Origin of the sequence: Agrococcus sp. DT81.2, assembly GCF_049844935.1 — a bacterium.
GTDB lineage: Bacteria > Actinomycetota > Actinomycetes > Actinomycetales > Microbacteriaceae > Agrococcus.
Map to the genome: position 1 here is coordinate 44021 of NZ_JBNCLZ010000002.1, position 24583 is coordinate 68603.

A 24583-nucleotide genomic window follows, 5' to 3' on the forward strand; every position below is an offset into this window, starting at 1 on the left:
ACCCGGTCACGCCTCCGAGAGGAGGCGGATGACGTGGGCGCCGAAGAGGCCGGCGACGGCGGCCGCCGCGACGGCGACGGGCGCAACCAGGCGATCGATCGGACGGTGGGCCACCTCGCGCGCGTCGAGCCCGTCGAGCCGGATCCAGCCGTACAGCGCCGCCTTGCCTCGCCCGACCGCCGCTGCCGCGAGCACGAGCGCGAGCATGGCGGCGGCGACCGTGAGCAGCAGCCACAGCCACGGCAGGTCGGCTCCCGCGGCCGCCCGGAACGGGGCGAAGGCGAGCGCGCCGAGCATGATCGGCAGCACCCACCAGGTGATCGGCGGGCCGAAGCCGCGCGCCACCACGAGCCCGAGCAGCGAGGCGACCGCGAGCAGCACGACCCCCATGAGCAGGCCGCCCCACCCGGCCACCTGGCACACGTCGGCCGAGAGCGAGCCGCACGCGCCCGCATCCGCCGACAGCAGCATGCCGGTCGCGCTCGATGCCGACGCCGCCCCGTAGCCGGCGGTCGCCCACGACGTCAGCAGGCCGAGCCAACCGGTGGCCGGCTCGCCGGCGACGATTAACGGCGGCCGCTTGAAGAGTCGGTCCGTCCAGCGCACACCTCAACGCTACGCCGGAACCTCGGCACTCAAGGGATGAAAGGGGACCCGACGAGCACGTATCGCAGCGCGGAGGAGAGCACTCCGACGAGGGCCGCGACGGCGACGCCGATCGCGATGCCGGCGAGCGCTCGCGGGCGCTCACGGCGCACGAGCGACGCGACCCCGCGGGCTGTCGCGGCGTCGACTAGGACGTGCCGACGAGCGCTCGCGCGCCCTTGCCGGACAGCATCCGGTCGATCGTCCGCGCCGCCTCGCGGCCAGCGCGGTTGCCGCCGACGGTCGACTGGCTGGGTCCGAAGCCGATGAGGTGCACGCGCGGCTCGTCGGCGACCTGCGTGCCGCGCACGGTGATGCCGCCCTGCTCGTTCCGCAGTCCCAGCGGATCGAGGTGCGCGAGGTCGGCCTTGAAGCCCGTCGCCCACAGGATGGCGTCGAGCGACGTGAAGGTGCCGTCGGCCTCTCGCACTCCGCGCGGCTCTATCCGCGAGAACATCGGCCGGCGATCGAGCGCGCCGCGCGCCTTCGCGGCGCGCTCGTACGGCGTCCAGAGCAGCCCCGTGTACGAGACGACGCTGCCGGTCGGGCGCCCGGCCTCGGCATCCGCCGTGACGCGCTCGATCACCTGGCGGCCCGTCACCTCCGGCTCGAACTCGCCCTCGAGGAAGACCGGCTCGCGCCGCGTGTACCAGCGCGTGGTCGCGACGCGCGACAGCTCCTCGAGCTGCTGCACGGCCGAGATCCCGCCGCCCACGACCCCGACCCGGAGCCCGGCGAGCTCGTCGGCCGAGACGTAGTCGCGCGTATGCAGCTGCCTGCCCTCGAAGGCATCCTGCCCGGGGTAGCGCGGCAGCACCGGGTTGTTCCAGCTGCCGGTCGCGTTGATCACGGCGCGCGTGCGCCAGGTGCCCGCGTCCGTCGACACGAGCAGGTCGCCCTCGGGATCGTCATCCGCTCGCTCCACCGCGGCCACCGCGACCGGCCGCAGGATGGGCAGGCGCATCTCGCGCTCGAACGCCGCGAAGTACCGCGGCACGGCGGTGCGGCTCGGCTCCTCGTCATCGATCGGCGGCTTCGGGAAGCCGGGGAGGTCGAAGATGCCGTTCACCGTCGCCATCCGCAGCGACTCCCACCGGTGCTGCCATGCGCCGCCGGGCGCGTCGTCTGCGTCGAGCATCACGAAGGTGCGCTCGCCGCTCGGGTCGTCGAGCGCGCTCGCGAAGCCGCGCTTCTGCAGGTGGAAGCCCGCCGACAGCCCGGCCTGGCCCGCCCCGATCACGACGACGGTCGCTGCGCGCTGGCTCGTGCTCGGCATCCGCTCGCTCGTCACCGTCATCCCCGCCCCATTCAGTCGTTCAGATTGCAACGATTGGTGCAACGGACGGATGCGCGCGGAGATTCCCTTGGCAACCCGGGTCGCGCATCCGTCGTATCGTCGTCGGCATGATCCCCGCCGCCTGGATGCCGCATCGCCGCGCCGACGGCGAGGTCGTCGGCTACGTGCGCGAGGCGGGAGACGGCTTCCAGCCGATGGACCTGCTCGGCCGCCCGCTCGCCGAGCCGAGCGACTGGCTCGCGGCCGAGGAGCTGCTCGACGCGCACAGCCTCGCGTGGCTGACGGATGCGTTCCTGCTGTCGGCCGGCGAGGCCGACGTGCGCGTGCGGGTCACCGAGCTCACGCCCGAGCGCGTGCACGTGAAGCTCGATGACTTCGGCGCGGTCGGGCCGGGCGAGCCGCAGCGGTGGGAGCTGCCCCTGCCGACGGACGCCCTCCGCGCGGCGCCGCCGCTCACGGAGTGGCCGGGCTAGGCGGGCCGGGTTAGGCGGGCTTGAGCAGCCAGGCGATGAGCAGCATCACCGGCAGCGACCCGATGGTCGTCAGCAGCACGATGTCGCGCGTGATGGCGGTCGCGCGGTCGTAGCGCAGCGCGTACTGGTACATGTTCTGCGCCGACGGCAGCGCCGCCATCACCGTGCACGCATAGGTGAGCTGCTCGTCGAGCCCGAACGCGAAGCGAGCGAGCAGGTAGGCGATCACGGGCATCGCGAGCGACTTCAGCAGCACCGCGAGCGCGACCTCCTTGCGCCCCGAGCCCGGCTGCAGCGGGCGCTCGCCGCCGAGCGAGACGCCGAACGCGAGCAGCATGAGCGGCACGGCGGCGCCGCCGAGGATCTCGAGCGGCGCGAGCACCGGCGCGGGCAGCTCGATGCCGAGCGCCGACACGAGCGCGCCGAGCGCGGCGGCGATGAGCATCGGGTTGCGCAGCGGCTGCGTGATGATGCCGGTGAAGGACGCGCGGCCCGCCGTGAGTACGTCGAGGGTCGCGAGCAGCAGCGGCGCGAGCACGAGCAGCTGCAGCAGCAGCATCGGCCCGATGAAGCCGGCGTCACCGATGACGTAGATGGCGACGGGCAGGCCGATGTTGTTGACGTTGCTGTAGCCGGACGCGGTGGCGGCGAGCGCGATGCGGCTCGGGTCCTTGGTGAGCCAGACGCGCGCGACGACGGTGTAGATGAGCGCGACGGCGACGAACGCGAGCAGGGCGACCGCGAGCACGCTCGAGAACAGCAGGCCGACATCCGCCTCGCTCAGCACGAGGAACAGCAGGGCGGGGCTCGCGGCGAAGAAGGAGGTGCGGTTGAGCACCAGCCGCCCCTCCTGGTCGACGATCCTCAGCCGCGCGAGCAGCCAGCCGACGAAGATGACGAAGCCGATGATGGCGAAGCCGATGAGCACTCCGCCCATGGCACCTCCCGCGCTCGGTCTCTCGGTCGGGACAAGTCTGACATCCCCCGCAGCCCCTGCAGGACCTCCCGCCCCGGCGCCGGGCCCACCGCGGGGCGGCGGGGCCCCCCGGCCCCCCGCCGGGCACCCGGTGCACCGGGTCCCGTTCGGTGGACGGGGTCCCGTTCGGCGGTCTCCGCCGTCGCGCGGGCTACTGCGCTTCGAGGCCCAGGTCGTCGAGTGTGATGGCCGCGCGGTACTCCACGCCGGCTGCCTCGATGGCCGCCTGCGCGCCGGTCGCGCGGTCGACGATCACCGCGACCGCCACGACCTCGGCCCCGACCTTGCGCAGCGCCTCGATCGCCTTGATGGGGCTGCCCCCGGTCGTCGAGGTGTCCTCGAGCACGACCACGCGCTTGCCGTTCAGCTCGGGCCCCTCGATCTGCCGGCCGCGGCCGTGATCCTTCGGCTCCTTGCGCACGACGAACGCATCCACCTCGAGGCCGCGCGCGAGTCCGCGGTGCAGCACCGACGTCGCGAGCGGATCCGCGCCCATCGTGAGGCCGCCGACGGCCGCGACGTCCGGGATGTCGGCGATGAGGTCGAGCAGCACGTCGCCGATGAGCGGCGCGGCGCGGTGGTCGAGCGACAGCTTGCGCAGGTCGATGTAGTAGCTGGCTCGCTTGCCGCTGGTGAGCACGAAGTCGCCGTGGAAGACGGCTTCGTCTCGGATGAGCTGGATGAGCTGGTCGCGCGCGGTCACGTCCTCCAGGCTACTTCGCCGCGCACTCCCCTCCTCCTCAACGTCGCCAGTGGTCGCGCGCCCCGCATGGGCGCTCGTCCGACCACCCGCGACGTTGAGGATCCAGCCGGTCAGGCGTCGGCGGGCGAGGGGATGCTGTCGGCGCGCCGGGCGAGGCCGGTGCGGGTCTCGCGGCCCGTCCAGGCGGCGAAGCGCTCGGACCGGGTGGCGTCGGCGGGCGGCTCGACGGCAGCGCCGAAGACGGTGGACTTGCGGATCGACGCCTCGTCGGCTCGGTCGCGGTAGTCCTCCATCCACTGAAGGAGGTCCGCGGGGAACTCGAGGTTCGCGGCCAGCCCGACCCGGGCAGAGCCCCAGCGCACGTCCCACGCGTGGAGCGCCATGTCGAGCGTCGCGAGCGGCAGGCCCTGGAACGCGTCCTCACCGGCGTCATGCGCAGCGGAGCGCAGCCGCGACGCGAGCGCCTCCCAGCGCTCGACGGCCTCGAAGTCGGTGCCGGGCGCCATCACCGCGCTGTGCTCGGCGGTGAGGGCGCCGTCGCCCTCGGCCCGCCCGAGCAGCGCACTGCCGCCGTACTCGGCCTGCACGCCCGTGACGTGGCGGATGACGTCGGCGATCGACCACTCGGCGCACGCGGATTGCAGGCCGAGCCGGTCGGCACCGGCTCGAGCCTCGGCGCAGAAGAGGTCGAGAGCCTGCAGGTAGCGGTCGCGAGCGTTGCCCATCGCTCCATAGTGCCCTGTCCCACGTGCCCGGCGATTGAGGCTGCCTCACGACGCGCGGGGCAGGGCGCGCGTCGCCGTGTCGACGCATCCGCCCCGCCCGTAGGCTCGATGCATGCGCATCGCCACCTGGAACGTCAACTCCGTGCGCGCCCGCACGGCCCGCATCGTCGACTGGCTCGAGCGCAGCGACGTCGACGTGCTCGCCATGCAGGAGATCAAGTGCAAGACCGAGCAGTTCCCGTATGAGGCCTTCGAGGCCGCGGGATATGAGGTGCAGGCGCACGGCTTCAGCCAGTGGAACGGCGTCGCGATCGCGTCGCGCCTGCCCATGAGCGAGGTGGAGCGAGACTTCGTCGGGCAGCCGGGCTACGCGAACACCGGCGACCCCGTCGTCGAGGCGCGGGCCATGGCCGCGACCGTCGAGGGCGTGCGGCTGTGGAGCCTCTACGTGCCCAACGGCCGCGAGCTGACGCACGCGCACTACGGCTACAAGCTCGAGTGGCTGCGCGTGCTCACCGATCACCTGGGCGGATGGGGCGGGCGGCCGCTCGCACTCATGGGCGACTTCAACATCGCGCCGCTCGACACCGACGTCTGGGACATCGCCGCCTTCGACGGCGCGACGCACGTGTCGAAGCCCGAGCGCGAGGCGTTCGAGGCGCTCCTGCGGGCAGGGCTCGTCGACGTCGTGCGCGACCGGGCTCCCGGCTACACCTACTGGGACTACAAGGCGGGCCGCTGGAACCGGAACCAGGGCATGCGCATCGACTTCGTGCTCGGCACGCCCGAGCTCGCCGAGCTCGTGACCCGCGCGTCGATCGACCGCGACCAGCGGCAGGGCGACGCCCCCTCAGACCACGTGCCCGTGGTCGTCGACCTCGACCTCGAGACCGAGCTCGACGACGACCGGCCGATGATCTTCTGATGACGGATGCGGGCGGCCCGGGGCCGGATGACACGGCGCCGGAGGACTGGGAGGACCTCGAGCCCCAGCGCGTGTGGACGGCGGCCGACCGCTGGCGGCTGGCCGCGTGGGTGCTGATCTTCGCCAACCTGCTCGGCGTGCTGCTGCTGGCGCCCATCGGCGACGGTGGGCTCGTGCAGGCGGCGGAGGCAGCCGGCACCGACGTCGGCCCGGCGCGACTCGTCTTCTGGATCACGCTGCTCGGCGCGACGATCGTGGGCAACGGCATCGGCGCCGCGGCGGCCGCGACCCGGCAGCGCTGGGCGATCGTGCCGCCGGCGCTCGCAACGCTCGCCAGCTGGATCGGCTTCTTCGCCGCGACCGCGCTCCTCTGACCGACGCGGGTCGGATGCGTCAGGCCAGCGCCGCTGCCCGGCGCCGGAGGAGGCGGGAGACGAGCGTCGCCGTGGCGGAGGCCGGCACCAGGAGGAGCGCGGCGAGCGCGGCACCGCCCGTGGTCGCAGAGGCGCCGTCGGCGGCGGTGAGGGCGATGACGAGCGCGAACGCCGATGTGAGGACCGCGACGATCGCCGCGGAGCCCACCAGCCACGCTCCCGAGCGCGGCCGCAGCACTGCGGCACCCGTGACCGCGAGGAGCGCCCATGCCATCGCCGTCGACCCCGCGAGCTCACCCCACGAGCCGATCAGCGCGCGGAGGTCGAGGATCGAGAAGGGCCGCCACACGTAGGTCTCGGCGACGACGGGCGCGACCACCCACGTCAGCGTCGCGGCGACCACGAAGTGCACTCCCAGCGTCGCGGCGATCGGGCCGATGCTCCCCAGCGCCGCCCGACCGCCGCTCCGCAGGGCCTCCTGTGTGCCGTCCCTCATGGAGCGACACTATGACACTGTTACGGAATCGCGCCATGGTTCCGGCGCAACTGCGTTGCGGCCGGCGGCCGGTCCGCGCGCGACGCCGGAAACGGGCAGGAAAGGCGGGGCGCCGTGCAAGATACGTGCGCCGCGCCCTCCATACGCTGGATTCACGCACCGATCGAGGGCGACGACGTCCGCCGCCGCTCGATCCCCCGCCCCCGATCCCGCCCAGGAGGCTTCCATGACGATGACCCAGGCCACCGCCGCCGACCTCCGCCAGCACCCCGCCTGGCTCCGCATCAAGGCCGCCGCCACCGCGCTGCAGCCGCTCCAGTCGAAGAACGGCTCGATCGAGGACGCCGCCCACCACGACGCGGGTCGCGGCCACGTCGCCGAGCTGACGCAGGGCATCCGCGAGATCGCACCCGAGTTCCCCCACGACGCCGCCTACCTCGCGCAGGCAGTGCTCGACTTCGAGCGCTGGGCCGCCGAAGGCTTCGGCGAGCCCGACTTCTTCGACGCGCTCGCCGAGTTCCAGCCGCAGCAGCACCGCGTCGATGGCCTGCAGCACCTCGTCGTCTTCCCGATGTACACGCAGAACGGCTCGCCCGACCGCAGGGTCGAGGCCGTGCTCGTCGAGGTCATCTGGCCCGAGTTCATCGCCGACCTCGAGGCGGGCGACTACTCGAACGCGCTCTTCGTGCCCCTGCGCTTCATCGACTTCACCGCCGGCTACGACACCAACTCGGCGGTGCTCTTCCCCGAGACCGTCGCGATGCGCGAGATCCCGAAGTTCACGTGGGGTGCGATCTTCCAGGACCGCGAGGCGGCGCGCTTCCGCCGCGTCGTCGAGGCCGCGTGCGGGGTCACGAAGCTCGACCTGCCGGCCGACGCGGCCGAGATGGTCGCCGACCAGGCTCTCGCTGAGCGCACCTTCGTGATGTGGGACCTCATCCACGACCGCACCCACATGCGCGGCGACCTGCCGTTCGACCCGTTCATGATCAAGCAGCGCATGCCGTTCTTCCTGTACTCGCTCGAGGAGCTGCGCTGCGACCTGACCGCCTTCCGCGAGTCGGTCGCCATCGAGCGGCGGATCCTCGCGAAGCCGTCGACCGGTGAGGGCGCGGCGACGGATGCCGAGCGCGACCTGGCGAAGCACGCGAAGCTCGTGCAGTACGCGGTGATCTTCGATCGCATCTTCCGCTTCGCCATCACCGGCTCGCGCACCCGCAACTACGACGGGCTCGGCGGCCAGCTGCTGTTCGCGTGGCTGCACCAGCACCGCGTGCTGCACTGGACCGACACGCAGCTCGCCTTCGACTGGGACGAGGTGCCCGACGTCGTCAACAAGCTCGGCGAGGCGATCGAGCTGCTGTACTGGAAGTCGATCGACCGGCCGAAGGTGGCGCACTGGCTCGCCGCGTACGAGCTCGTGTCGTCGGTGGTCGAGCCGCACCCGGCATCCGCGTGGAAGGCCGGCGCGCTGCCGCTCGAGGGCACGCCCCGACAGCTGACCGACCTGGTGATGGACGACGAGTTCCCGCTGTCGATGTTCTACGAGGCCTTCGAGAAGAAGATGCGCGACGTCATCGCCTCGACGAAGGGCATCACCGGCTGACCCCGGCGCGGGGCGCCCGCGGTCGGGCGCCCCACGGACCGGGCGTCACTCCATGTGCAGCTTGTCCTGCACCTCCCCGGCGATCTTCTCCATCAGGTTCGGCTTCGGCGTCGTGCCGTACCAGCGCGCGTCGGGTTGCGTCGCCGGCGGCATCGGCACTCCGGGCTCCGGCTCGGCACGGTACGAGAACTCGCCCTTCCCGTCCGGCGTCGGCCCGCTCGCCCAGCGGCCCTCGCCGGCCGCCTCGCCGTCGCTGAAGTTGATGTACTGGTACGACACCTCGGTGTCCTCCTTGCGCTGCGGGAAGTTGCTGGGCACCGGGAAGTCCTCGATGCCCTCCTCGCGCAGCTCGGCCGCCGCCGCCATCCACTGGTTCTGGTGCATGGTGTCGCGCGCGAGCAGGAACTGCAGCAGATCGCGCACGCCGTGGTCGTCGGTCATGTGGTAGAGCCGGGCGACCTGGAGCCGGCCCTGCATCTCGGCGTTCGCGTTCGACGTGAAGTCGGCGAGCAGGTTGCCGCTCGCGGTGATGAAGCTGCCCTGCCACGGGTTGCCCATGGAGTCGACCGGACGGGCTCCGGCGCCGGCGACGATGCCGTGCTGGATGTCGGTGCCGCCGACGACGGCGGCGACGGTCGGGTCCGCCTGCACCGCTTCATCCGTGATGCCGAGCGGCGCCTTCTCGAGCAGCTGCGCGATCATCACGGCGAGCATCTCGACGTGCCCCATCTCCTCGGCGGCGATGCCGAAGACGAGGTCGCGGTACTTGCCAGGCATGTGCATGTTCCAGGCCTGGAACGAGTACTGCATGGCGACGCTGATCTCGCCGTACTGGCCGCCGAGCACCTCCTGGAGCTTGCGCGCGTAGACGGCATCGGGCTTGTCGGGTGTGGCTTTGTGCTGCAGCTCCTGCTTGTGAAAGAACATGGGCGATCCCTCCGGTCTCCCCCGTGGGCCGGACGCCCGCGGGCCGTGCGGGGGACGCTACGGACGTCATTCGGGGTACGTCAACGGAATCGCCGCAAGCCCGTTCCTGTGAATCTGGGGTACAGAATCGGGTGACATCCCTGGAGCATGTCCGCGGCCTGGCCTACGCTGACCCGGAGGAGGCTCCATGGCGACGATCGCGGCATACATGAGTCCGTCCGTCGGGCACCTGTACCCCTTCGTCGGCGTGCTGCTCGAGCTGCAGGCGCGCGGCCACCGCATCCACTTCCGCACGCTCAAGCGCGAGGTGCCGAGGATGCGCGAGCTCGGCTTCGAGGTCGACGCGATCGACCCGCGGCTGGAGCGCGTCGAACTCGACGACTGGCGCTCCCGTCCGCTGCGCGAGGGGCTGCTGAGCATGGTCGACACGCTCGCGCGCCGTGCGGAGCTCGGCGCGCCCGACCTGCAGTCGCTCATCGATGCGGTCGACCCCGACCTCGTGATCACCGACATCAACGCGTGGGGCGGGGCAGTCGCGGCGGAGGCATCCGGCCTGCCGTGGGTCGCGATGTCGCCGTACTCGCCGTTCGTGCGCTCGTCGGGGCTGCCGCCGCCCGGGCCGGGCTTCCGCCCGGATCCGAGCAGCCGTGGCCGCCTGCGGGACGCCACGGTGCGTCGCCTGGTGCTCGACCCGGCGGAGCGCCTGATGGTGCGGCGACGCAACGACCTGCGGGCGAGACTCGCCGGCCTGCCGCCGCTCGCCTCGGCCGACGAGCTGTTCCGTCGCCCTGACGTGACGCTCGTGGCGACCGCGGAGCCGCTCGAGTACCGCCACGACGACTGGGCGCCCGACCTGCAGCTCGTCGGTGACACCTCGTGGGAGCCGCCCACTCCGATGCCCACCTGGTTCGACGAGATCGACGGCCCGATCGTGCTCGTCACCACGTCGAGCGAGTTCCAGCGCGACAGCGCGATCGTCTGCACCGCCTTCGAGGCGCTCGCCGACGAGCCGGTCACCGTGATCGCCACGATGCCGGCGGGCATCCAGCCGGGCATCCGCGTGCCGGCCAACGGGCGGCTCGTCGAGTTCCTGCCGCACCGACCGGTGCTCGACCGCGCCGTGTGCGCGATCACGCACGGCGGCATGGGCGTCACGCAGAAGGCGCTCGCGCGCGGCGTGCCCGTCGTCACGGTGCCCTGGGGCCGCGACCAGTTCGAGGTCGCCGCGCGGGTGGAGCACGCCGGTGCAGGCGTGCGGGTCGCGCGGAGCGCGCTGTCACCGCAGCGGCTGCGGGATGCGGTGGCGCAGGCCCAAGGAATGCGCGCGGGCGTTGAGGCGGTCGCCGCGGGCCTCGCCGCGGCGGGCGGCCCCGCCCTCGCCGCCACGCTGGTCGAGCAGCGGCTGCGCCAGCACGCCCAGGACTGACCGGCGCATCCGCCGGAATGCGGCGGCGCCGGTCCCGGTTGGCCTCGGAGACTGCTCGTTGAGCGTCGAAGACTTCGAGGAGGGTTCCACATGACGAAGATCACGGTTCTGGGCGCGACAGGATTCGCCGGCAGCCACATCGCAGCGGAGGCGGCCAGCCGCGGCCACGAGGTCACGCTGCTCTCGCGGTCGACCCCGCAGGATCCGCCCGCCGGTGCGCGCGTGATCCAGGGCTCGGTGCTCGACGGCGATGTGCTCTCGCAGGCGCTCGACGGCGCCGAGGTGGTCGTGGGCGCCCTGTCGCCGCGCGGCGACATGGAGGGCGAGGTGGCGGATGCGTACGCCGACATCGCGGCGCGGCTCGCGGGCACCCCGACGCGCTTCATCATCGTCGGCGGCTTCGGTTCGCTGAAGAACGAGGCAGGCGAGCGCATCGTCGAGACCGAGGCCTTCGCACCCGAGTACAAGCCCGAGGCGCAGGAGCTCTTCGCCGCGTACGAGCGGGTCAGCGCGACCGACGTCGACTGGACCTACGTGAGCCCGGCCGGCACGTTCGGCAGCTTCGTGCCCGACCAGACCCGCCGCGGCGAGTACCGCACGGGCGGCGAGGAGGCGTTCTTCGACGCCGACGGCAACTCGGTCATCTCCGGCCCCGACTTCGCCCTCGCCGTGGTCGACGAGATCGAGGCCGACGCGCACGTGCGCAAGCACGTCTCGTTCGCCTACTGATCCCCGGCGGCCGGTCTTCCGGCACCGGTCTGCTGGTGCCGCTCGCGGCGATCGGCAGATCGGCACCGGAAGCCGTGCCCGCCTGCCCCGGCGCGTCCTCGCAGCGCGCGCCGGGCATCCGGCCCTGTCGCCCTCGGGACTCATCTGCGACAGTGCTGGCATGAACATCGACTGGACCCCGGACTACGGCGAGCTGCTCAAGCGCGGGCTCACGATCCCGATGGAGGGCAGTGAGGACGAGGCGGTCGCGGCCGTGCTCGACCAGCTGAACGCGGGCGGCGCGACGCCGAGCGACACCGAGGTGCGCGAGCTCGTGCGGGACGCCCGTGCGGGCCAGTCGAGGCCGCACGGCTGACGCTGGTGGCGAGGATCGCTCCGTGCATCGGCTCGGCCGGCTCGCCGTGACGGACCGCGTGCTGCGAATGCTGCGGCGGGTGCTCGCGCCCGTCTCGCGCACCCGCTGGTTCCGCCGCGTCGGCCCGCGGGCCCTGCCGGTCGCGGAGCGCGTCGTGCAGCGGCTCACTGGCGGCCGGCTGATCGTGTCGGGCATCCTCGTGCCGTCGCTCGTGCTCCACACGACCGGCGCCAGGAGTGGGCAGCCGCGGCGGTCCGAGCTCATGTACACGCCCGACGGTCGCGGCGGCGCGATCGTCGCCGGCACGAGCTTCGCGCGCGAGGCGCACCCCGGCTGGACGGCGAACCTCGCGGCGCATCCCGACGCCGAGGCCGTCGTCCGCGGCCGCCGCTACCGCGTGCGCGCGGAGCGCATCCCCGACGCGGAGCGCGACGCCGTCTGGGCCCGTATCGAGCGGCAATGGCCCGGCTACCGGCAGTACGAGCGCGACTCCGGCCGCACGGTGCGTCTGTTCCGGCTGGCGACGGATGCCGTCCCGTCGCCGTTCGACGGCCGGCTGTAGGGGCCCGCACGGCGACGGAGCCGGTCCGCCCTCCTGCGGCCGCATCCCGACCATTCCGCGACCGCGCCCGCGCGGCTACGCTCGCGCCAAGCGCATCGCCGCAGCGCTGGGCCGACACCGGAGAAGGCAGACCATGGCCACCATCGCCGCGTACACGAGCCCGGCCGCCGGGCACCTCTTCCCGCTGACCGGCATGCTGCTGGCGCTGCAGCGGCGGGGGCATCGGCTCCGGCTGCGTACGCTCGCTGGCCACGTCGCAACGATGCGTGAGCTCGGCTTCGACGCCGACGCCATCGACCCGAGAGTCGAAGCGGTCGAGATCACCGACTGGCAGACGGAGAAGCCGCTCGACAGCCTCGCGCGCGCAATCGACACCTTTGTGACCCGCGGCGCCTTCGACGGCGACGACCTGCAGGCGCTGCTGGATGATGCGCGACCCGATCTCGTGATCACCGACATCAACTCCTGGGGTGCGGCCGCGGTCGCCGAGCGCTCCCGCTTGCCATGGGTGGCGTTCTCGCCCTACACGCCCGCTGTGCGCTCGAAGGGCACACCGCCCTTCGGGCCTGGACTGCGGCCCATGGCCGGACCGCTCGGGCGGGCGCGCGACGAGATCGCCTTCCGGCTTGTCAACGGGGCGATGGAGCGGCTCCTGCTGCCGCAGATCAATCCCATGCGACAGCGGTTCGGCGTGCCCGCGATCACCAGCGCCAGCGAGGCCGATCGGCGGGCCCCCTTGACGCTCGTCACGACCGCCGAGCCCTTCGAGTACCCGCACCCCGACTGGGCGCCCGATCTGGTGATGGTCGGCCCGACGAACTGGGAGCCGGAGGCCGCTGCCGTGGACTGGCTCGACGAGATCGACGGTCCCATCGTGCTCGTGACGACCTCGAGCGAGTACCAGGCCGACGTCGCCATCGTGCGGGCCGCCCTCGATGGCCTGCGCGACGAGCCGGTGACCGTCGTCGCCACGATGCCCGCCGGCGTTCGGCTCGAGGGCCCGACGCCCGCGAACGCGCGAGTGGTCGAGTTCGCACCGCACGGCCAGCTGCTGGCCCGCTCGGTCTGTGCGATCACGCACGGCGGGATGGGCTCGACGCAGAAGGCGCTCGGGATGCGGGTGCCGGTCGTCGTCGTCCCGTGGGGCCGCGACCAGCTCGAGGTCGCGGCCCGCGTGGAGCATGCTCGAGCCGGCGTGCGGGTGCCGCGCAAGCGGCTCTCACCTGAGCGTGTGCGGGATGCGGTGCGCCGCGCCCGCACCATGCGCGCGGGGGTCGAGGCGGTCGCCGCCGGGTTCGAGGCGGCGGGCGGCCCGGAGCGGGCGGCGACGCTGATCGAGAGCCGGCTGCCGCAGCGCCCCCCTACGCTGACGCCATGACACCGCTCTTCCCGCCGCTCGAACCCGGACGTCGCACCGGCGACCTCCTGAGCGGCGGCGCGCTGCTGCTCGTCACGGCGGTGCTCGGCTACGTCGCGACGATCGCCATGGGCGTGCTGCTGTTCGTCTCGCAGGGCGGCGACGGCTGGTGGACCGCACGGGGCTGGTCGATGCTGCTCACGTGGCAGCTGCCGCTGGTCGTCTGGGTCGCCACGCTGATCGCCGCGATCGTGCTCGCCGTGCTGCGGCGGAGCGTCTTCCGCCTCTGCCTGATCGGCGTCGGCGTCATCGCGGTCTCGATCGTCGCCGGCCTCATCATCGCCGCCCTGCCGCGCTGACACCGCGCGCGCGGCACACTGGTCCTCATGCGCATCCTCATCGCCGGCGCCACGAGCGCGCTCGGGCACGCCACGGCATCCGCCCTGCTGCGAGCCGGGCACCACGTCATCGCGGTCGGCTCGAACGACGACCGGCTCGGTCTGGTCGACGCGAGCGAGCACTTCGAGTGCGACCTCACCGACCCGGGCGCCGTGCGGGAGCTGGCGGAAAAGGTCGGCGAGCTCGACGGACTGCTGCACCTCGTGGGCGGCTGGCGCGGCGGCGGCGGGCTCGCGGGCCAGTCCGACGAGGACTGGGCCTGGCTCGAGGCGCGCGTCGTGCACACGCTGCGCAACACGACGCGGGCGTTCGCCGACGCGATCGGGCGCTCGGATGCGGGCGTCATCGCGATCATCTCGTCGACCGGCGTCGAGCGCCCCACGGCGGGCAACGCGAACTACGTCGCGCTGAAGGCAGCGGCCGAGGCGTGGCTCGCCGCGGTCGGGCAACAGCTGCGCAGCACCCCCGCTCGCACCGTCGTCAAGCGCGTGAAGGCGCTCGTCTCCGACGCCGACCGCGCCGCCCAGCCGGACCGCGACTTCTCCGGCTCGACCGACGTCACCGCCCTCGCGACCGAGCTGGCAGCCGAGTTCGCCTGAACCCTCAACGTCGCGGGTGGTTGCTGGCGGCGATATGCGTGCCGAGCGACCACCCGCGACGTTGAGGAATCGGGTCAGTCGGGGATGCGGGTGAGCAGGAAGACGGGGATCAGCCGGTCCGTCTTCTGCTGGTAGTTCGCGTAGTCGGGCCACGCCTCGACGGCGCGCTCCCACCATGCGTCGCGCTCCGCGCTCGGCTCGAGCTCCCGGGCCATGTAGTCGTGCCGCTCGGCGCCGTCCTGCAGCTCGACGTGCGGGTGCTGCTTGAGGTTGTAGAACCAGACCGGGTGCTCGGGGGCGCCGCCCTTCGAGGCGACGACGAGGTATTCGCCATCGTGCTCGACCCGCATGAGCGCGGTCTTGCGCAGCTTGCCCGTCTTCGCGCCGACGCTCGTCAGCAGGATGATCGGCTTGCCGCGAAGCGTGTTCGCCTCGGCGCCGTTCGACGCCTCGAACCTCTCGGCCTGATTGCGCGCCCACTCGGAAGTGCTGGGCGCGTACTCGCCTTGCAGTGGCATGCGTGCTCCTTCGTCCTCCGCGAGCGTAGTGCCGGCAGCGCGCTCGAACCCGCCCGTTGCCCGGGATCGCAGTGCGCCGTACCGTCCTGACCATGGCCACCGCGGTGCTCGACATGTCGATGTCGCTCGACGGCTTCATCGCCGGCCCCGACGACAGCCCGGAGCTGCCGGGCGGCGCCGGGTTCTCGCTGCACGACTGGATCGGCGACCCCGACGACCCGTCGACCGCGGCCGGCCGGGACCGCGACCTCATGGAGGCGGTCCGCGCCGCCGGCGCCATCCTCTCCGGTCGCCGCACCGCCGAGCAGGCCGGCCACTGGGGCGGCGACCACCACGGCATGGGCGTGCCCATCTTCGTGATCAGCCGCCGGGCGCCGAGCGCGGAGGTCGCCGCGCATCCGCTCGTGCACTACGTCGACGACGTGGCGGATGCGGTGCGACAGGCGAAGGAGGCCGCGGGCGACCGGCGCGTGCACATGATCGGCGCCGCCTGGGTGCCCGCGGCGCTCGAGGCAGGCGCGATCGACGAGATCCAGATCCACCACGTGCCGCTGCTGCTCGGCGCCGGTCGCCGCCTCTTCGAGCTGCTGCCGGCACCGATCCGGCTAGAGATCGCGGAGGTCATCAGCACCCCGCGAGCGACGCACGTGCGCTACCGCGTCCTCTACTGACCCCGCTGGTCAGAGGCGGCCGACGCGGGTGACGCGCACGACGGCCGTGCCCGCATCCGCCGACGCCGCCAGGTCGATCGACGCCCAGATGCGCCAGTCGTGGTCGCCGGCCGGGTCGGCGAGGATCTGCTGCGCCTCCCACGTCTCGGCGCCCTCGTCGATCACGAGCATCCGCGAGCTGCGCGCATCCGCGCCCGTGCCGATCGCGCCGTGCTCGTCGAAGTAGGCGTCGAGCGCATCGCCCCACGCGTCAGCACCGAAGCCGGCTGCCGCATCGAGCTCGCCGAGCTCCTCGTGCTTGTCGAGCGCGGCGAGCTGCACCCGCCGGAACAGCTCGTTGCGCACGAGCACCCTGAACGCCCGCGGGTTCGCGACCACCGACGGCGGGGGCGGCGGCGCGATCGGCGCCTCCCCGGGCGCGGTCGGGTGCATGAGCTGCTCCCACTCGTCGAGCAGGCTAGAGTCGACCTGCCGCACGACCTCGCCGAGCCACTCGATCATGTCGAGCAGCTCGTCGGTCTTCGCCTCGGCGGGCACCGTCTGCCGGATCGCCCGGTACGCATCCGACAGGTACCGCAGCACGAGCCCCTCGCTGCGCGCGAGCCCGTAGTGCTGCACGTAGTCGGCGAACGTCATCGCCCGCTCCCACATGTCGCGCACGACCGACTTCGGTGACAGCGCGAAGTCCGACACCCACGGCTGCGACGACGCGAACACCGCGAGCGCCTCGTTGAGCAGCCCGTCGAGCGGCTTCGGGTGCGTGACCTCCTCGAGCAGCTCCATGCGCTGGTCGTACTCGATGCCGTCGGCCTTCATCGCCGCGACCGCCTCGCCGCGCGCGAGGAACTGCTGCTGCGACAGGATCGGCCGCGGGTCGTCGAGCGTCGACTCGATCACCGAGATGATGTCGAGCGGATGCGTCGGCGAGGCCGGGTCGAGCATGTCGATGACCGCGAGCGCGAACGGCGACAGCGGCTGGTTGAGCGCGAAGTTCGGCTGCAGGTCGACGGTCAGGCGGATGCGCTGCGGCCCGTCGGGATCGTTCGGGTCGGGATGCTGCTCCACGACGCCGGCCGTGCGGAGGGTGCGGTAGATCGCGAGCGCCCGCCGCTCGAGCGCGAGCTGCGACCGCCACGGCTCATGGGTCGATGCGATGAGCTCGCGCATCGCGGTGAAGGCGTCGCCGCCGCGGCCGATCACGTTGAGCAGCATCGAGTGGCTGACCTGCATGTGCGGCGTGAGTGGCTCCGGCTCGGCGGCGATGAGCTTCTCGAACGACGGCTGCCCCCACGAGACGAAGCCCTCCGGCGCCTTCTTGCGCACGAGCTTGCGTCGCTTCTTCGGGTCGTCGCCGAGCTTCGCGAGCTGCTTCGCGTTCTCCGCCTCGTGCTCCGGTGCCTGCGCCACGACCGTGCCCGCCGTGTCGTAGCCGGCGCGGCCCGCGCGACCCGCGATCTGGTGGAACTCGCGCGCCGACAGCTGGCGCATCCGCGTGCCGTCGAACTTCGTCAGGCCGGTGAGGAGCACGGTGCGGATGGGCACGTTGATGCCGACGCCGAGCGTGTCGGTGCCGCAGATGACGCGCAGCAGCCCCTGCTGGGCGAGCTGCTCCACGAGTCGGCGGTACTTCGGCAGCATGCCGGCGTGGTGCACGCCGATGCCCGAGCGCACGAGCCGCGAGAGCGTCTGCCCGAAGCGGGTCGTGAAGCGGAACTCGCCGATCGCCTCGGCGATCTCGTCGCGCTGCTCGCGGGTGATGATCTTCGTCGACATGAGCGCCTGCGCCCGCTCGAGCGCTGCCGCTTGCGCGAAGTGGACGATGTAGACCGGGGCACGCTGCGTCGAGAGCAGCTCCTCGATCGTCTCGTGCACGGGCGTCATGGCGTACTCGTACGACAGCGGCACGGGTCGCTCGACGCCGGTGACGACGGCCGTCTCGCGCCCGGTGCGGGCGCTGAGGTCGTCGGCGATGGTCGTGACGTCGCCGAGCGTCGCCGACATGAGCACGAACTGCACGTGCGGCAGCGTCAGCAGCGGCACCTGCCACGCCCAGCCGCGCTGCGGGTCGCCGTAGAAGTGGAACTCGTCCATCACGACCTGGCCGACGTCGGTGTCCTCGCCGTTGCGCAGTGCGAGGTTCGCGAGGATCTCGGCGGTGCAGCAGATGATGGGCGCGTCGGCGTTGACGGATGAGTCGCCCGTCACCATGCCGACCTGCTCGGCTCCGAAGATGTCGACGAGCGCGAAGAACTTCTCGCTCACGAGCGCCTTGATGGGCGCGGTGTAGAACGAGCGCTGGCCCTGCGCGAGCGCGGCGAAGTGCGCGCCGGCGGCGACGAGCGACTTCCCGGTGCCGGTGGGGGTCGAGAGGATGAGGTTCGCGCCGCTGACGATCTCCATCAGCGCCTCCTCCTGCGCCGGGTAGAGCGTAAGCCCGCGCTCGGCCGACCAGGCCGCGAACGCGTCGAATGCGGCGTCGGGGTCCCAGGGAGAGGGGGCTCGGTCGAGGAGGGTCATCAGCTCGATCCTCCCGCACTTGACTGCGCTCGGTAGACTGGCCTGTGCTCCCCACCCACTCGGACCCTTCTGGCGCGCCCGCGAACCGCGAGGCCGACGCCCCGGAGACCTCACCCGCGGCGGCCGCCGCGACGGCCGCGCAGCTCGACCCCGCCGACGTCGCGACCACCCTCCGCGTGCTCGAGACCCTCCACGCCATGGACCGCGACGACCCGCACTACGTCGCCGTGCGGCAGGCGACCGCGAACATGTTCAAGGAAGTGAAGCTCGCGAGCCGCAAGGCGAAGCACGCGCGCATCCAGGCCGCCGATCGCGCGGTCGTCGCCGCGACCGCCACCGGCGCGCCCGATCGCATCGACGACGAGACGCGCGGCATCCCGCTCGAGACGCGCGTCGCATCCCCCACCGCCGGCACGCTCATCAAGTCGCGCGGCTGCTACATCTGCAAGCAGCAGTACACGCTCGTCGACGCGTTCTACCACCAGCTCTGCCCCTCGTGCGCGGCGATGAGCCACCGCAAGCGCGACGCCCGCACCGACCTCACCGGCAAGCGCGCCCTGCTCACCGGCGGCCGCGCGAAGATCGGCATGCACATCGCGCTGCGCCTGCTGCGCGACGGCGCGCACACGACGATCACGACGCGGTTCCCGAGGGATGCGGTGCGCCGCTTCTCGTCGCTGCCCGACTCGGGCGAGTGGATCGACCGCCTCAAGGTGGTCGGCATCGACCTGCGCGACCCGGCGCAGGTGATCGGGCTCGCCGAAGAGGTCGCGGCGGCAGGCCCGCTCGACATCCTCATCAACAACGCCGCCCAGACCGTGCGCCGCTCCCCTGGCGCCTACGCGCCGCTCGTCGAGGCCGAGCTCGCGCCGCTCCCGGACGGCCCGCTGCCCGAGCTCGTGACCTTCGGGCACACGAACGACGCGCATCCGCTGTCGCTCACCGCGTCGGTGGCCGCGCACCCGATCCTCGCGAGCACCGCCCGCACGGCCGACGAGCTCACCGCGGAGGCGATGGCCGCGGGCTCGAGCTCGCTCGAGCGGCTCGCGGCCGGCACCGCGATCGACGCGGGCGGGCTGCTGCCCGACGAGGAGCACGTGAACTCCTGGACGCAGCATGTCGACCAGGTCGAGCCCATCGAGATGCTCGAGGTACAGCTCGCGAACATGACGGCGCCGTTCCTCCTCGTGTCGCGGCTGCGGCCGGCGCTGGCGGCGTCGAGCGCGCGGCGCACCTACATCGTCAACGTCTCGGCGATGGAGGGCGTCTTCGGCCGCGGCTACAAGGGCCCCGGCCACCCGCACACGAACATGGCGAAGGCCGCGCTCAACATGCTCACGCGCACCAGCGCGCGGGAGATGTTCGAGAGCGACGGCATCCTCATGACTGCCGTCGACACCGGCTGGATCACCGACGAGCGGCCGCACTTCACGAAGGTGCGGCTGGCCGAGGAGGGCTTCCACGCGCCGCTCGACCTCGTCGACGGCGCCGCCCGCGTCTACGACCCGATCGTGCGCGGCGAGGCGGGCGACGACCTCTTCGGCGTCTTCCTCAAGGACTACGACATCGGCGCGTGGTGACGACGCCCGCTGAGCTGCGCGCGCTGCCGCTCGGCACACGCGTCGTGATCCGGTACCGGCTGCATGACGACACGCATCCGTCGTCGGATGCGCTCGGCGACCTGATCGCGATCGACGACGCCGGGTGCACGGTCGCGACCCGTCACGGGGACGTGGCCATCGCGCTCGGCGACGTGCTGCTGTGGAAGCAGGTGCCGCCGCCCCCGGCACCGCGCCCGCCTGGCACCGCGCCACCTCCCCTCGCGGGCTGAGCAACCAGCGGAACCGGAGCATCGCGGGGCTAGCATCGGCCGTGGGTACACCCTCGACGAAGGAGAACCGCCATGACCGACACTTCCGACGCAGAGGCCCGACGACTTCGCGACGCCGACGGGCAGCGCTCGCCGTCGGACGCGCCGCGCTCCGTGCCGGCGACCACGACCGGCTCCGGCTCGGCCGGCTCCGACCGCACCGACGCCGATTCGACCGGGACCGCCACCCCGGCAGCCGTCGAGCCCAAGCAGGTCAGGCTCGACCCCTCGCTCGACGCACATCAGCGGCAGGGCATCACGGGCGGCACGTGGATCGCGCTCATCCTCGGCACGCTCATCCTCATCCTGCTGCTCATCTTCATCCTGCAGAACAACGTCCCGGCCGACTTCGCCTTCTTCGGCTTCGCCTTCAGCCTCCCGCTCGGCGTCGCGATGCTGTTCGCGGCCATCGCGGGCGTGCTCATCGCGGCCCTCCTCGGCTCGGTTCGGCTGTTCAAGCTGAGCCGCCGGGTGCGCAAGCTCGAGAAGGAGCGGGAGACGATCAAGAGCGCCCTCCGGTAACGGGCTCCGCCGGATTCCAGCAACGTCGTAGAAGACTCCTCTGTCTCTCGGCCGCACGCCGGAGTAGCCTTCCGGGACCACGCCGGGGCTGTGGCGGGTCGCGATCGCGACCGGCTCCGGTGTCGAGGGAGCCATGATGATCCTCGTCTGCGGAGCCACAGGGCTGCTGGGCAGCCGCATCGTCGAACACCTGCTCGACGCCGATCAGCAGGTGCGCGCCCTTGTCCGTCCCGACACGGATGCATCAGCGCTGCAGGCTGCGGGCGTCGCCACCGTGCGCGGCGACTTCCGTGGCCCTACCGGCCTGCGGGCAGCGCTGGCGGGCATCGACACCGTGGTGACCACGGCGAACGCCATCAGCCGAATCCTGGATGGCGACAGAGACCTCACCATCGCCGACGTCGACCTCTCCGGCAACCTCGACCTCATCCGCGCCTCGGCCGAGGCTGGCGTGCGGCGATTCGTCTTCGTGTCGCACGCCGGGCTCGGCCGCGGCCTCGAACGGATGGCGCCCATCACCGAGGCGAAGTGGCATGCGGAGCAGGCGCTGCTGGCGACCGCGATGGAGGCGGTCATCGTGCGCAGCGAGATGCTGATGGAGGTCTGGCTCGAGCCGCTCACGGGCATCGAGCCCGACAAGGGGAAGGCCGTCATCTACGGACGTGGGCAGACCCCCCATCGCTACATCTCCGCCGACGACCTCGCGGAGCTGTGCGCTCGGCTCGCGCTCGCCGACAAGCCGCCCAGGCTCGTCGAGGTCGGCGGACCGGAGGCGCTCACCCGCAACCAGGTGGTGGCGGCGTTCGCCGCCGCTGCGGGCAAGACGCTGCGCGTGCGGCACGTGCCGCGCGGGGTGCTCGACATCAGCTCGAGGGCGCTCTGGAACATGAAGCCGGCGCTCGCCTCCATGTTGGCGATCGCGCTGTTCAACGACACCCATCCGAGCACGGCGGACGACGCTCCCTTGCGCGCTTTCGGCATCGAGCCGTGGGCGGTGTCCGACTACATCAGCGCGGCGGTCGCGTCGCCGGCCGACTCCGCGGGTTGAGCCGCCGCGCCGCGCCGCCCCTCCCGCTGGAAGGGCGGAGGCGACCGCCGTGTGCAGCAGCCGGCCCGCCGGCACGCCGCCTACGCCGCCAGATCACCAGCTCGGCCACCGCCAGATTGACGAGCCAGCCGACCGTCATCGCGACCGCCCTGGACGTCTCGTCGCTCGAGCCGAACATCATCGAGCCCGGGATGAGGGCGAACGCCTGCGTGCCCGCGGCGACGCCGAGCGCGTAGGCCCGCGTCATCCAGGCGCCGTGCACCGCGTACCTGCGGCGCACCAGTGCGCGCACGGCGAGCACGAGCGCCGCGATCAGGTACGAGCCGAACACCCACCGGATCACGAGCAGCGCCGGCCCATCGCCCACAGGCAGGTCCGACAACGTGGCCATCCAGAGCGCCGAGATCGCGAGGACGAATCCCGCCGGGATGAGCACCCGACCCGCCATCCGGTGCCAGCTGCGACGTTCGCGCCGCAGCTGCGGCACGAACTGGAACGCCCCGACGACGCTGAAGACGACGCCCGCGACGATGTGCGCGATCACCGGCACGGGGAAGTCGGTGAAGCGCGCGGCCTCGGGGATGAGCTCCGGTCCGCCGCTCAGCTGCGTGAGCCGGAACGCGCCCGACATGATGGGGATCATCGTCAGCAGGATGAGGCCGACGGGGATGAGCCAGACGGCTCGCGACGTGCGTGGCCGGGCGCGCACAGCTGCCGCCGGCTGGCCGAGTGCGGTCATGATCGCCTCCGGCCCCAGTGAACGCCGAGCGCGCGGGGAGCGCCAGGGGCGAGTCGGTCGACGCCCGAGTTCCTCAACCGAGCGGCGGGCCGTCCAGCACCGTCGGCACGTACTCGAGCAGCTGCAGCCCGCCCTCGAAGGTACGGCTCTGCACGAGCTCGAGCCGCACATCCGGGTAGCCGTCGAAGATCCGGTCTCGCCCGGTCGCCCCGGTGATCACCGGGAACACCACCACCCGGTAGCGGTCCACCAGCCCGGCGTTCAGCAGCGAGCGGCACAGCGAGACGCTGCCGAGCGTGCGCAGCGGCCGCTCGCCCTCACGCTTCATCGCGCGCACCGCCTCGACCGCATCCGTCGTCACGAGCGTCGAGTTCGGCCACTCGAGCGGCCCGTCGAGCGTCGAGGAGAACACCACCTTGGGCGCCGCGTTCAGCTCGTCGACGCCCTCCTCCCCCGCCTTCGCGAAGCCCCACATGAGCCGGTACGTGGTGGCGCCCATGAGGATCGGATGGTCCTTCTCGGGCAGCTCGTCGAGCCACCGCAGGTACTCGGGGCTCTCCATGCCCCACCATCCCGGCCAGCCCTCGGCGGCGCCGAAGCCGTCGAGCGAGCAGATGAAGTCCACGCTGAGCGGTTGCATGCGCGCTCCCCTCGGGTCGGTGCCGACGGTAGATCGCTGCGCCCGCACCGACAAGCCCCGACTCCACGCGCCGGATACGATCGGAAGCCCGTCGCCAGGAGGCAAGCCCGTGCCCGCAGCACCGATCGCCCACGCCGAGGATCTCGCCGACTTCGTCGACGCATCCCCATCGAGCTACCACGCCGCCGCCGAGGTCGCCCGTCGACTGCAGGCGGCCGGCTTCGCCGCGCTCGACGAGACGGATGCGTGGCCCGACACCGCGGGCAAGTACCTGGTGGTGCGCGACGGCGCCGTGATCGCCTGGATCGTGCCGTCGTCGGCGACGGCGACCACGCCGGTGCGCGTCTTCGGCGCCCACAGCGACTCCCCCGGCTTCAAGCTCAAGCCGCAGCCGACGACGGGCCGGCTCGGTTGGCTGCAGGCCGGCGTCGAGGTGTACGGCGGGCCGCTGCTCAACTCGTGGCTCGACCGCGAGCTGCGGCTCGCCGGCCGTCTCGTGCTCGACGACGGCAGGAGCGTGCTTGCCGACTCGGGGCCGCTGCTGCGGCTGCCGCAGCTCGCGATCCACCTCGACCGAGAGGCGAACGACGGGCTGAAGCTCGACAAGCAGGCGCACACGCAGCCGGTGTGGGGTCTCGGCGCGCCCGAGTCGGCCGACCTGCTCGGCGAGCTCGCGGCATCCGCCCGCGTCGACGGTGCGCCCGTCGATCCCGCCCGCATCCGCGGCTTCGACGTCGTCACCGCCGACGCGGCGCGCGGCGCGGTCTTCGGCCGCGACGACGCGCTCTTCGCGGCCGGCCGGCTCGACGACCTCGCGAGCGTGCACGCCGGTGCGGTGGCGCTCGCCGCCGCGTCCGACGGCTTCGACGCCGGCCACATCCCGGTGCTCGCGGTCTTCGACCACGAGGAGATCGGCTCCGCCACCCGCTCCGGCGCCGCCGGCCCGTTCCTCGAGGACGTGCTCGAGCGCATCGGCATCGCCCTGGGCGCTGACAGGTCTGAGCGGATGCGCGCGCTCGCGTCGTCGTGGTGCGTCTCGAGCGATGTGGGTCACTCGGTGCACCCGAACTACGGCGAGAAGCACGACCCGAACGTGCAGCCGCTGCTCGGCTCCGGGCCGATCCTGAAGATCAACGCCAACCAGCGCTACGCGACCGACGGCGCCGGTGCCGCGGCGTGGCACGGCTGGTGCGCGGCGGCGGGCGTGACGAGCCAGGCGTTCGTCTCGAACAACTCCGTGCCGTGCGGCTCGACGATCGGGCCGATCACCGCCACGAGGCTCGGCATCCGCACGGTCGACGTGGGCATCCCGATCCTGTCGATGCATTCCGCGCGCGAGCTGGCGGGCGTCACCGACCTGCTCGACCTCTCGAAGGTCGCGGAGGCGTTCTTCCGCGGCTGATCCGGTGGGCGCCGACCTGCTCCGCCGGTTGAGCCGCTCCGCCCCTCCGGTGGTTGAGCCGCTCCGCCCCTCCGCTGGTTGA

At 72.4% G+C, this 24583-nt stretch carries 28 protein-coding genes; 17 read left to right on the forward strand and 11 right to left on the reverse strand.

The window, feature by feature from the left end; genetic code table 11:
• Positions 1 to 6: 6 nt before the first annotated feature.
• Together ACLQ21_RS03455 and ACLQ21_RS03460 are read right to left on the reverse strand one after the other, a co-directional pair.
• On the reverse strand, positions 7 to 606 hold the full coding sequence (locus ACLQ21_RS03455) for a hypothetical protein (protein WP_425661504.1): 600 nt from the start codon (positions 604 to 606) through the stop codon (positions 7 to 9).
• 187 nt (positions 607 to 793) lie between these two features.
• Positions 794 to 1942, reverse strand: a complete 1149-nt coding sequence (locus ACLQ21_RS03460; protein WP_425661506.1) for a flavin-containing monooxygenase — start codon at positions 1940 to 1942, stop codon at positions 794 to 796.
• A gap of 107 nt (positions 1943 to 2049) precedes the next feature.
• Here ACLQ21_RS03460 and ACLQ21_RS03465 point away from each other — a divergent pair, with 107 nt between their 5' ends.
• On the forward strand, positions 2050 to 2415 hold the full coding sequence (locus ACLQ21_RS03465; protein ID WP_425661508.1) for a hypothetical protein: 366 nt from the start codon (positions 2050 to 2052) through the stop codon (positions 2413 to 2415).
• A gap of 10 nt (positions 2416 to 2425) precedes the next feature.
• On the opposite strand, the gene ACLQ21_RS03470 is transcribed toward ACLQ21_RS03465, so the two are convergent.
• The 3 genes from ACLQ21_RS03470 to ACLQ21_RS03480 all read right to left on the reverse strand — a co-directional run bounded on the left by ACLQ21_RS03470 (position 2426) and on the right by ACLQ21_RS03480 (position 4819).
• A complete protein-coding gene (locus tag ACLQ21_RS03470) occupies positions 2426 to 3352 on the reverse strand; it encodes an AEC family transporter (protein WP_425661509.1) in 927 nt (308 codons plus the stop codon).
• A 190-nt stretch (positions 3353 to 3542) separates the two neighbouring features.
• A complete protein-coding gene (gene pyrE / locus ACLQ21_RS03475; RefSeq protein WP_425661511.1) occupies positions 3543 to 4094 on the reverse strand; it encodes an orotate phosphoribosyltransferase in 552 nt (183 codons plus the stop codon).
• Positions 4095 to 4204: 110 nt separating this feature from the next.
• Positions 4205 to 4819: a hypothetical protein gene (locus tag ACLQ21_RS03480; protein ID WP_425661513.1), complete on the reverse strand. Its 615-nt coding sequence runs from the start codon at positions 4817 to 4819 to the stop codon at positions 4205 to 4207.
• Between the two features lie 112 nt (positions 4820 to 4931).
• Between ACLQ21_RS03480 and ACLQ21_RS03485 the strand changes: the two genes are divergently transcribed.
• Both ACLQ21_RS03485 and ACLQ21_RS03490 read left to right on the forward strand, forming a co-directional pair.
• The gene (locus ACLQ21_RS03485; RefSeq protein WP_425661515.1) at positions 4932 to 5744 is read left to right on the forward strand and encodes an exodeoxyribonuclease III; all 813 of its coding nucleotides are present in this window, start codon (positions 4932 to 4934) and stop codon (positions 5742 to 5744) included.
• The gene (locus ACLQ21_RS03490; protein WP_425661516.1) at positions 5744 to 6118 is read left to right on the forward strand and encodes a hypothetical protein; all 375 of its coding nucleotides are present in this window, start codon (positions 5744 to 5746) and stop codon (positions 6116 to 6118) included. Before ACLQ21_RS03485 ends, ACLQ21_RS03490 begins: the two co-directional genes overlap by 1 nt.
• 19 nt (positions 6119 to 6137) lie before the next feature.
• On the opposite strand, the gene ACLQ21_RS03495 is transcribed toward ACLQ21_RS03490, so the two are convergent.
• On the reverse strand, positions 6138 to 6614 hold the full coding sequence (locus ACLQ21_RS03495) for a hypothetical protein (RefSeq protein WP_425661518.1): 477 nt from the start codon (positions 6612 to 6614) through the stop codon (positions 6138 to 6140).
• A gap of 226 nt (positions 6615 to 6840) precedes the next feature.
• Between ACLQ21_RS03495 and ACLQ21_RS03500 the strand changes: the two genes are divergently transcribed.
• A complete protein-coding gene (locus tag ACLQ21_RS03500; protein ID WP_425661520.1) occupies positions 6841 to 8220 on the forward strand; it encodes a DUF6421 family protein in 1380 nt (459 codons plus the stop codon).
• Between the two features lie 45 nt (positions 8221 to 8265).
• On the opposite strand, the gene ACLQ21_RS03505 is transcribed toward ACLQ21_RS03500, so the two are convergent.
• Positions 8266 to 9147 (reverse strand): manganese catalase family protein, encoded by an 882-nt coding sequence (locus tag ACLQ21_RS03505; protein ID WP_425661522.1) that lies wholly within the window; start codon positions 9145 to 9147, stop codon positions 8266 to 8268.
• Between the two features lie 187 nt (positions 9148 to 9334).
• Here ACLQ21_RS03505 and ACLQ21_RS03510 point away from each other — a divergent pair, with 187 nt between their 5' ends.
• From ACLQ21_RS03510 to ACLQ21_RS03540, 7 genes are all read left to right on the forward strand, one after another.
• Complete coding sequence (locus ACLQ21_RS03510; RefSeq protein WP_425661524.1) at positions 9335 to 10573, forward strand: glycosyltransferase; 1239 nt, start codon at positions 9335 to 9337, stop codon at positions 10571 to 10573.
• A 90-nt stretch (positions 10574 to 10663) separates the two neighbouring features.
• Positions 10664 to 11302, forward strand: coding sequence for an NAD(P)-dependent oxidoreductase (locus tag ACLQ21_RS03515; RefSeq protein WP_425661526.1), 639 nt, complete (start codon positions 10664 to 10666; stop codon positions 11300 to 11302).
• A gap of 160 nt (positions 11303 to 11462) precedes the next feature.
• Entirely contained in the window at positions 11463 to 11657 is a 195-nt protein-coding gene (locus tag ACLQ21_RS03520) for a hypothetical protein (RefSeq protein WP_425661528.1), read from the forward strand.
• Between the two features lie 22 nt (positions 11658 to 11679).
• Positions 11680 to 12219 carry a nitroreductase family deazaflavin-dependent oxidoreductase gene (locus tag ACLQ21_RS03525; protein WP_425661530.1) on the forward strand — a complete coding sequence of 180 codons (540 nt, stop codon included), beginning with the start codon at positions 11680 to 11682 and terminating at the stop codon, positions 12217 to 12219.
• A gap of 133 nt (positions 12220 to 12352) precedes the next feature.
• Positions 12353 to 13597, forward strand: coding sequence for a glycosyltransferase (locus tag ACLQ21_RS03530; RefSeq protein ID WP_425661532.1), 1245 nt, complete (start codon positions 12353 to 12355; stop codon positions 13595 to 13597).
• Entirely contained in the window at positions 13594 to 13935 is a 342-nt protein-coding gene (locus ACLQ21_RS03535; RefSeq protein ID WP_425661534.1) for a hypothetical protein, read from the forward strand. Before ACLQ21_RS03530 ends, ACLQ21_RS03535 begins: the two co-directional genes overlap by 4 nt.
• 27 nt (positions 13936 to 13962) lie before the next feature.
• The gene (locus tag ACLQ21_RS03540) at positions 13963 to 14574 is read left to right on the forward strand and encodes an SDR family NAD(P)-dependent oxidoreductase (RefSeq protein WP_425661536.1); all 612 of its coding nucleotides are present in this window, start codon (positions 13963 to 13965) and stop codon (positions 14572 to 14574) included.
• Between the two features lie 74 nt (positions 14575 to 14648).
• Here ACLQ21_RS03540 and ACLQ21_RS03545 read toward each other — a convergent pair whose 3' ends face one another.
• Positions 14649 to 15092 carry a nitroreductase family deazaflavin-dependent oxidoreductase gene (locus tag ACLQ21_RS03545; RefSeq protein WP_425661538.1) on the reverse strand — a complete coding sequence of 148 codons (444 nt, stop codon included), beginning with the start codon at positions 15090 to 15092 and terminating at the stop codon, positions 14649 to 14651.
• Positions 15093 to 15184: 92 nt separating this feature from the next.
• Here ACLQ21_RS03545 and ACLQ21_RS03550 point away from each other — a divergent pair, with 92 nt between their 5' ends.
• Positions 15185 to 15763 (forward strand): dihydrofolate reductase family protein, encoded by a 579-nt coding sequence (locus tag ACLQ21_RS03550; protein WP_425661540.1) that lies wholly within the window; start codon positions 15185 to 15187, stop codon positions 15761 to 15763.
• A 9-nt stretch (positions 15764 to 15772) separates the two neighbouring features.
• Here the strand turns inward: ACLQ21_RS03550 and ACLQ21_RS03555 are convergent, their stop codons facing one another.
• A complete protein-coding gene (locus ACLQ21_RS03555) occupies positions 15773 to 18280 on the reverse strand; it encodes a DEAD/DEAH box helicase (protein WP_425661542.1) in 2508 nt (835 codons plus the stop codon).
• A gap of 44 nt (positions 18281 to 18324) precedes the next feature.
• Between ACLQ21_RS03555 and ACLQ21_RS03560 the strand changes: the two genes are divergently transcribed.
• The 4 genes from ACLQ21_RS03560 (at position 18325) to ACLQ21_RS03575 (ending at position 21720) form a co-directional block, all read left to right on the forward strand.
• Positions 18325 to 19860: an SDR family NAD(P)-dependent oxidoreductase gene (locus tag ACLQ21_RS03560; RefSeq protein ID WP_425661544.1), complete on the forward strand. Its 1536-nt coding sequence runs from the start codon at positions 18325 to 18327 to the stop codon at positions 19858 to 19860.
• On the forward strand, positions 19857 to 20111 hold the full coding sequence (locus ACLQ21_RS03565; protein ID WP_425661546.1) for a hypothetical protein: 255 nt from the start codon (positions 19857 to 19859) through the stop codon (positions 20109 to 20111). Before ACLQ21_RS03560 ends, ACLQ21_RS03565 begins: the two co-directional genes overlap by 4 nt.
• Positions 20112 to 20183: 72 nt before the next feature.
• A complete protein-coding gene (locus ACLQ21_RS03570; protein WP_425661548.1) occupies positions 20184 to 20672 on the forward strand; it encodes a LapA family protein in 489 nt (162 codons plus the stop codon).
• A gap of 133 nt (positions 20673 to 20805) precedes the next feature.
• A complete protein-coding gene (locus ACLQ21_RS03575) occupies positions 20806 to 21720 on the forward strand; it encodes an SDR family oxidoreductase (RefSeq protein ID WP_425661550.1) in 915 nt (304 codons plus the stop codon).
• Here ACLQ21_RS03575 and ACLQ21_RS03580 read toward each other — a convergent pair.
• Both ACLQ21_RS03580 and ACLQ21_RS03585 read right to left on the reverse strand, forming a co-directional pair.
• A complete protein-coding gene (locus ACLQ21_RS03580) occupies positions 21680 to 22459 on the reverse strand; it encodes a DUF2306 domain-containing protein (RefSeq protein WP_425661552.1) in 780 nt (259 codons plus the stop codon). The genes ACLQ21_RS03575 and ACLQ21_RS03580 overlap by 41 nt on opposite strands.
• A gap of 73 nt (positions 22460 to 22532) precedes the next feature.
• Entirely contained in the window at positions 22533 to 23099 is a 567-nt protein-coding gene (locus ACLQ21_RS03585) for a dihydrofolate reductase family protein (RefSeq protein WP_425661554.1), read from the reverse strand.
• Between the two features lie 109 nt (positions 23100 to 23208).
• Between ACLQ21_RS03585 and ACLQ21_RS03590 the strand changes: the two genes are divergently transcribed.
• The gene (locus tag ACLQ21_RS03590; RefSeq protein ID WP_425661556.1) at positions 23209 to 24501 is read left to right on the forward strand and encodes a M18 family aminopeptidase; all 1293 of its coding nucleotides are present in this window, start codon (positions 23209 to 23211) and stop codon (positions 24499 to 24501) included.
• Positions 24502 to 24583: the final 82 nt, after the last annotated feature.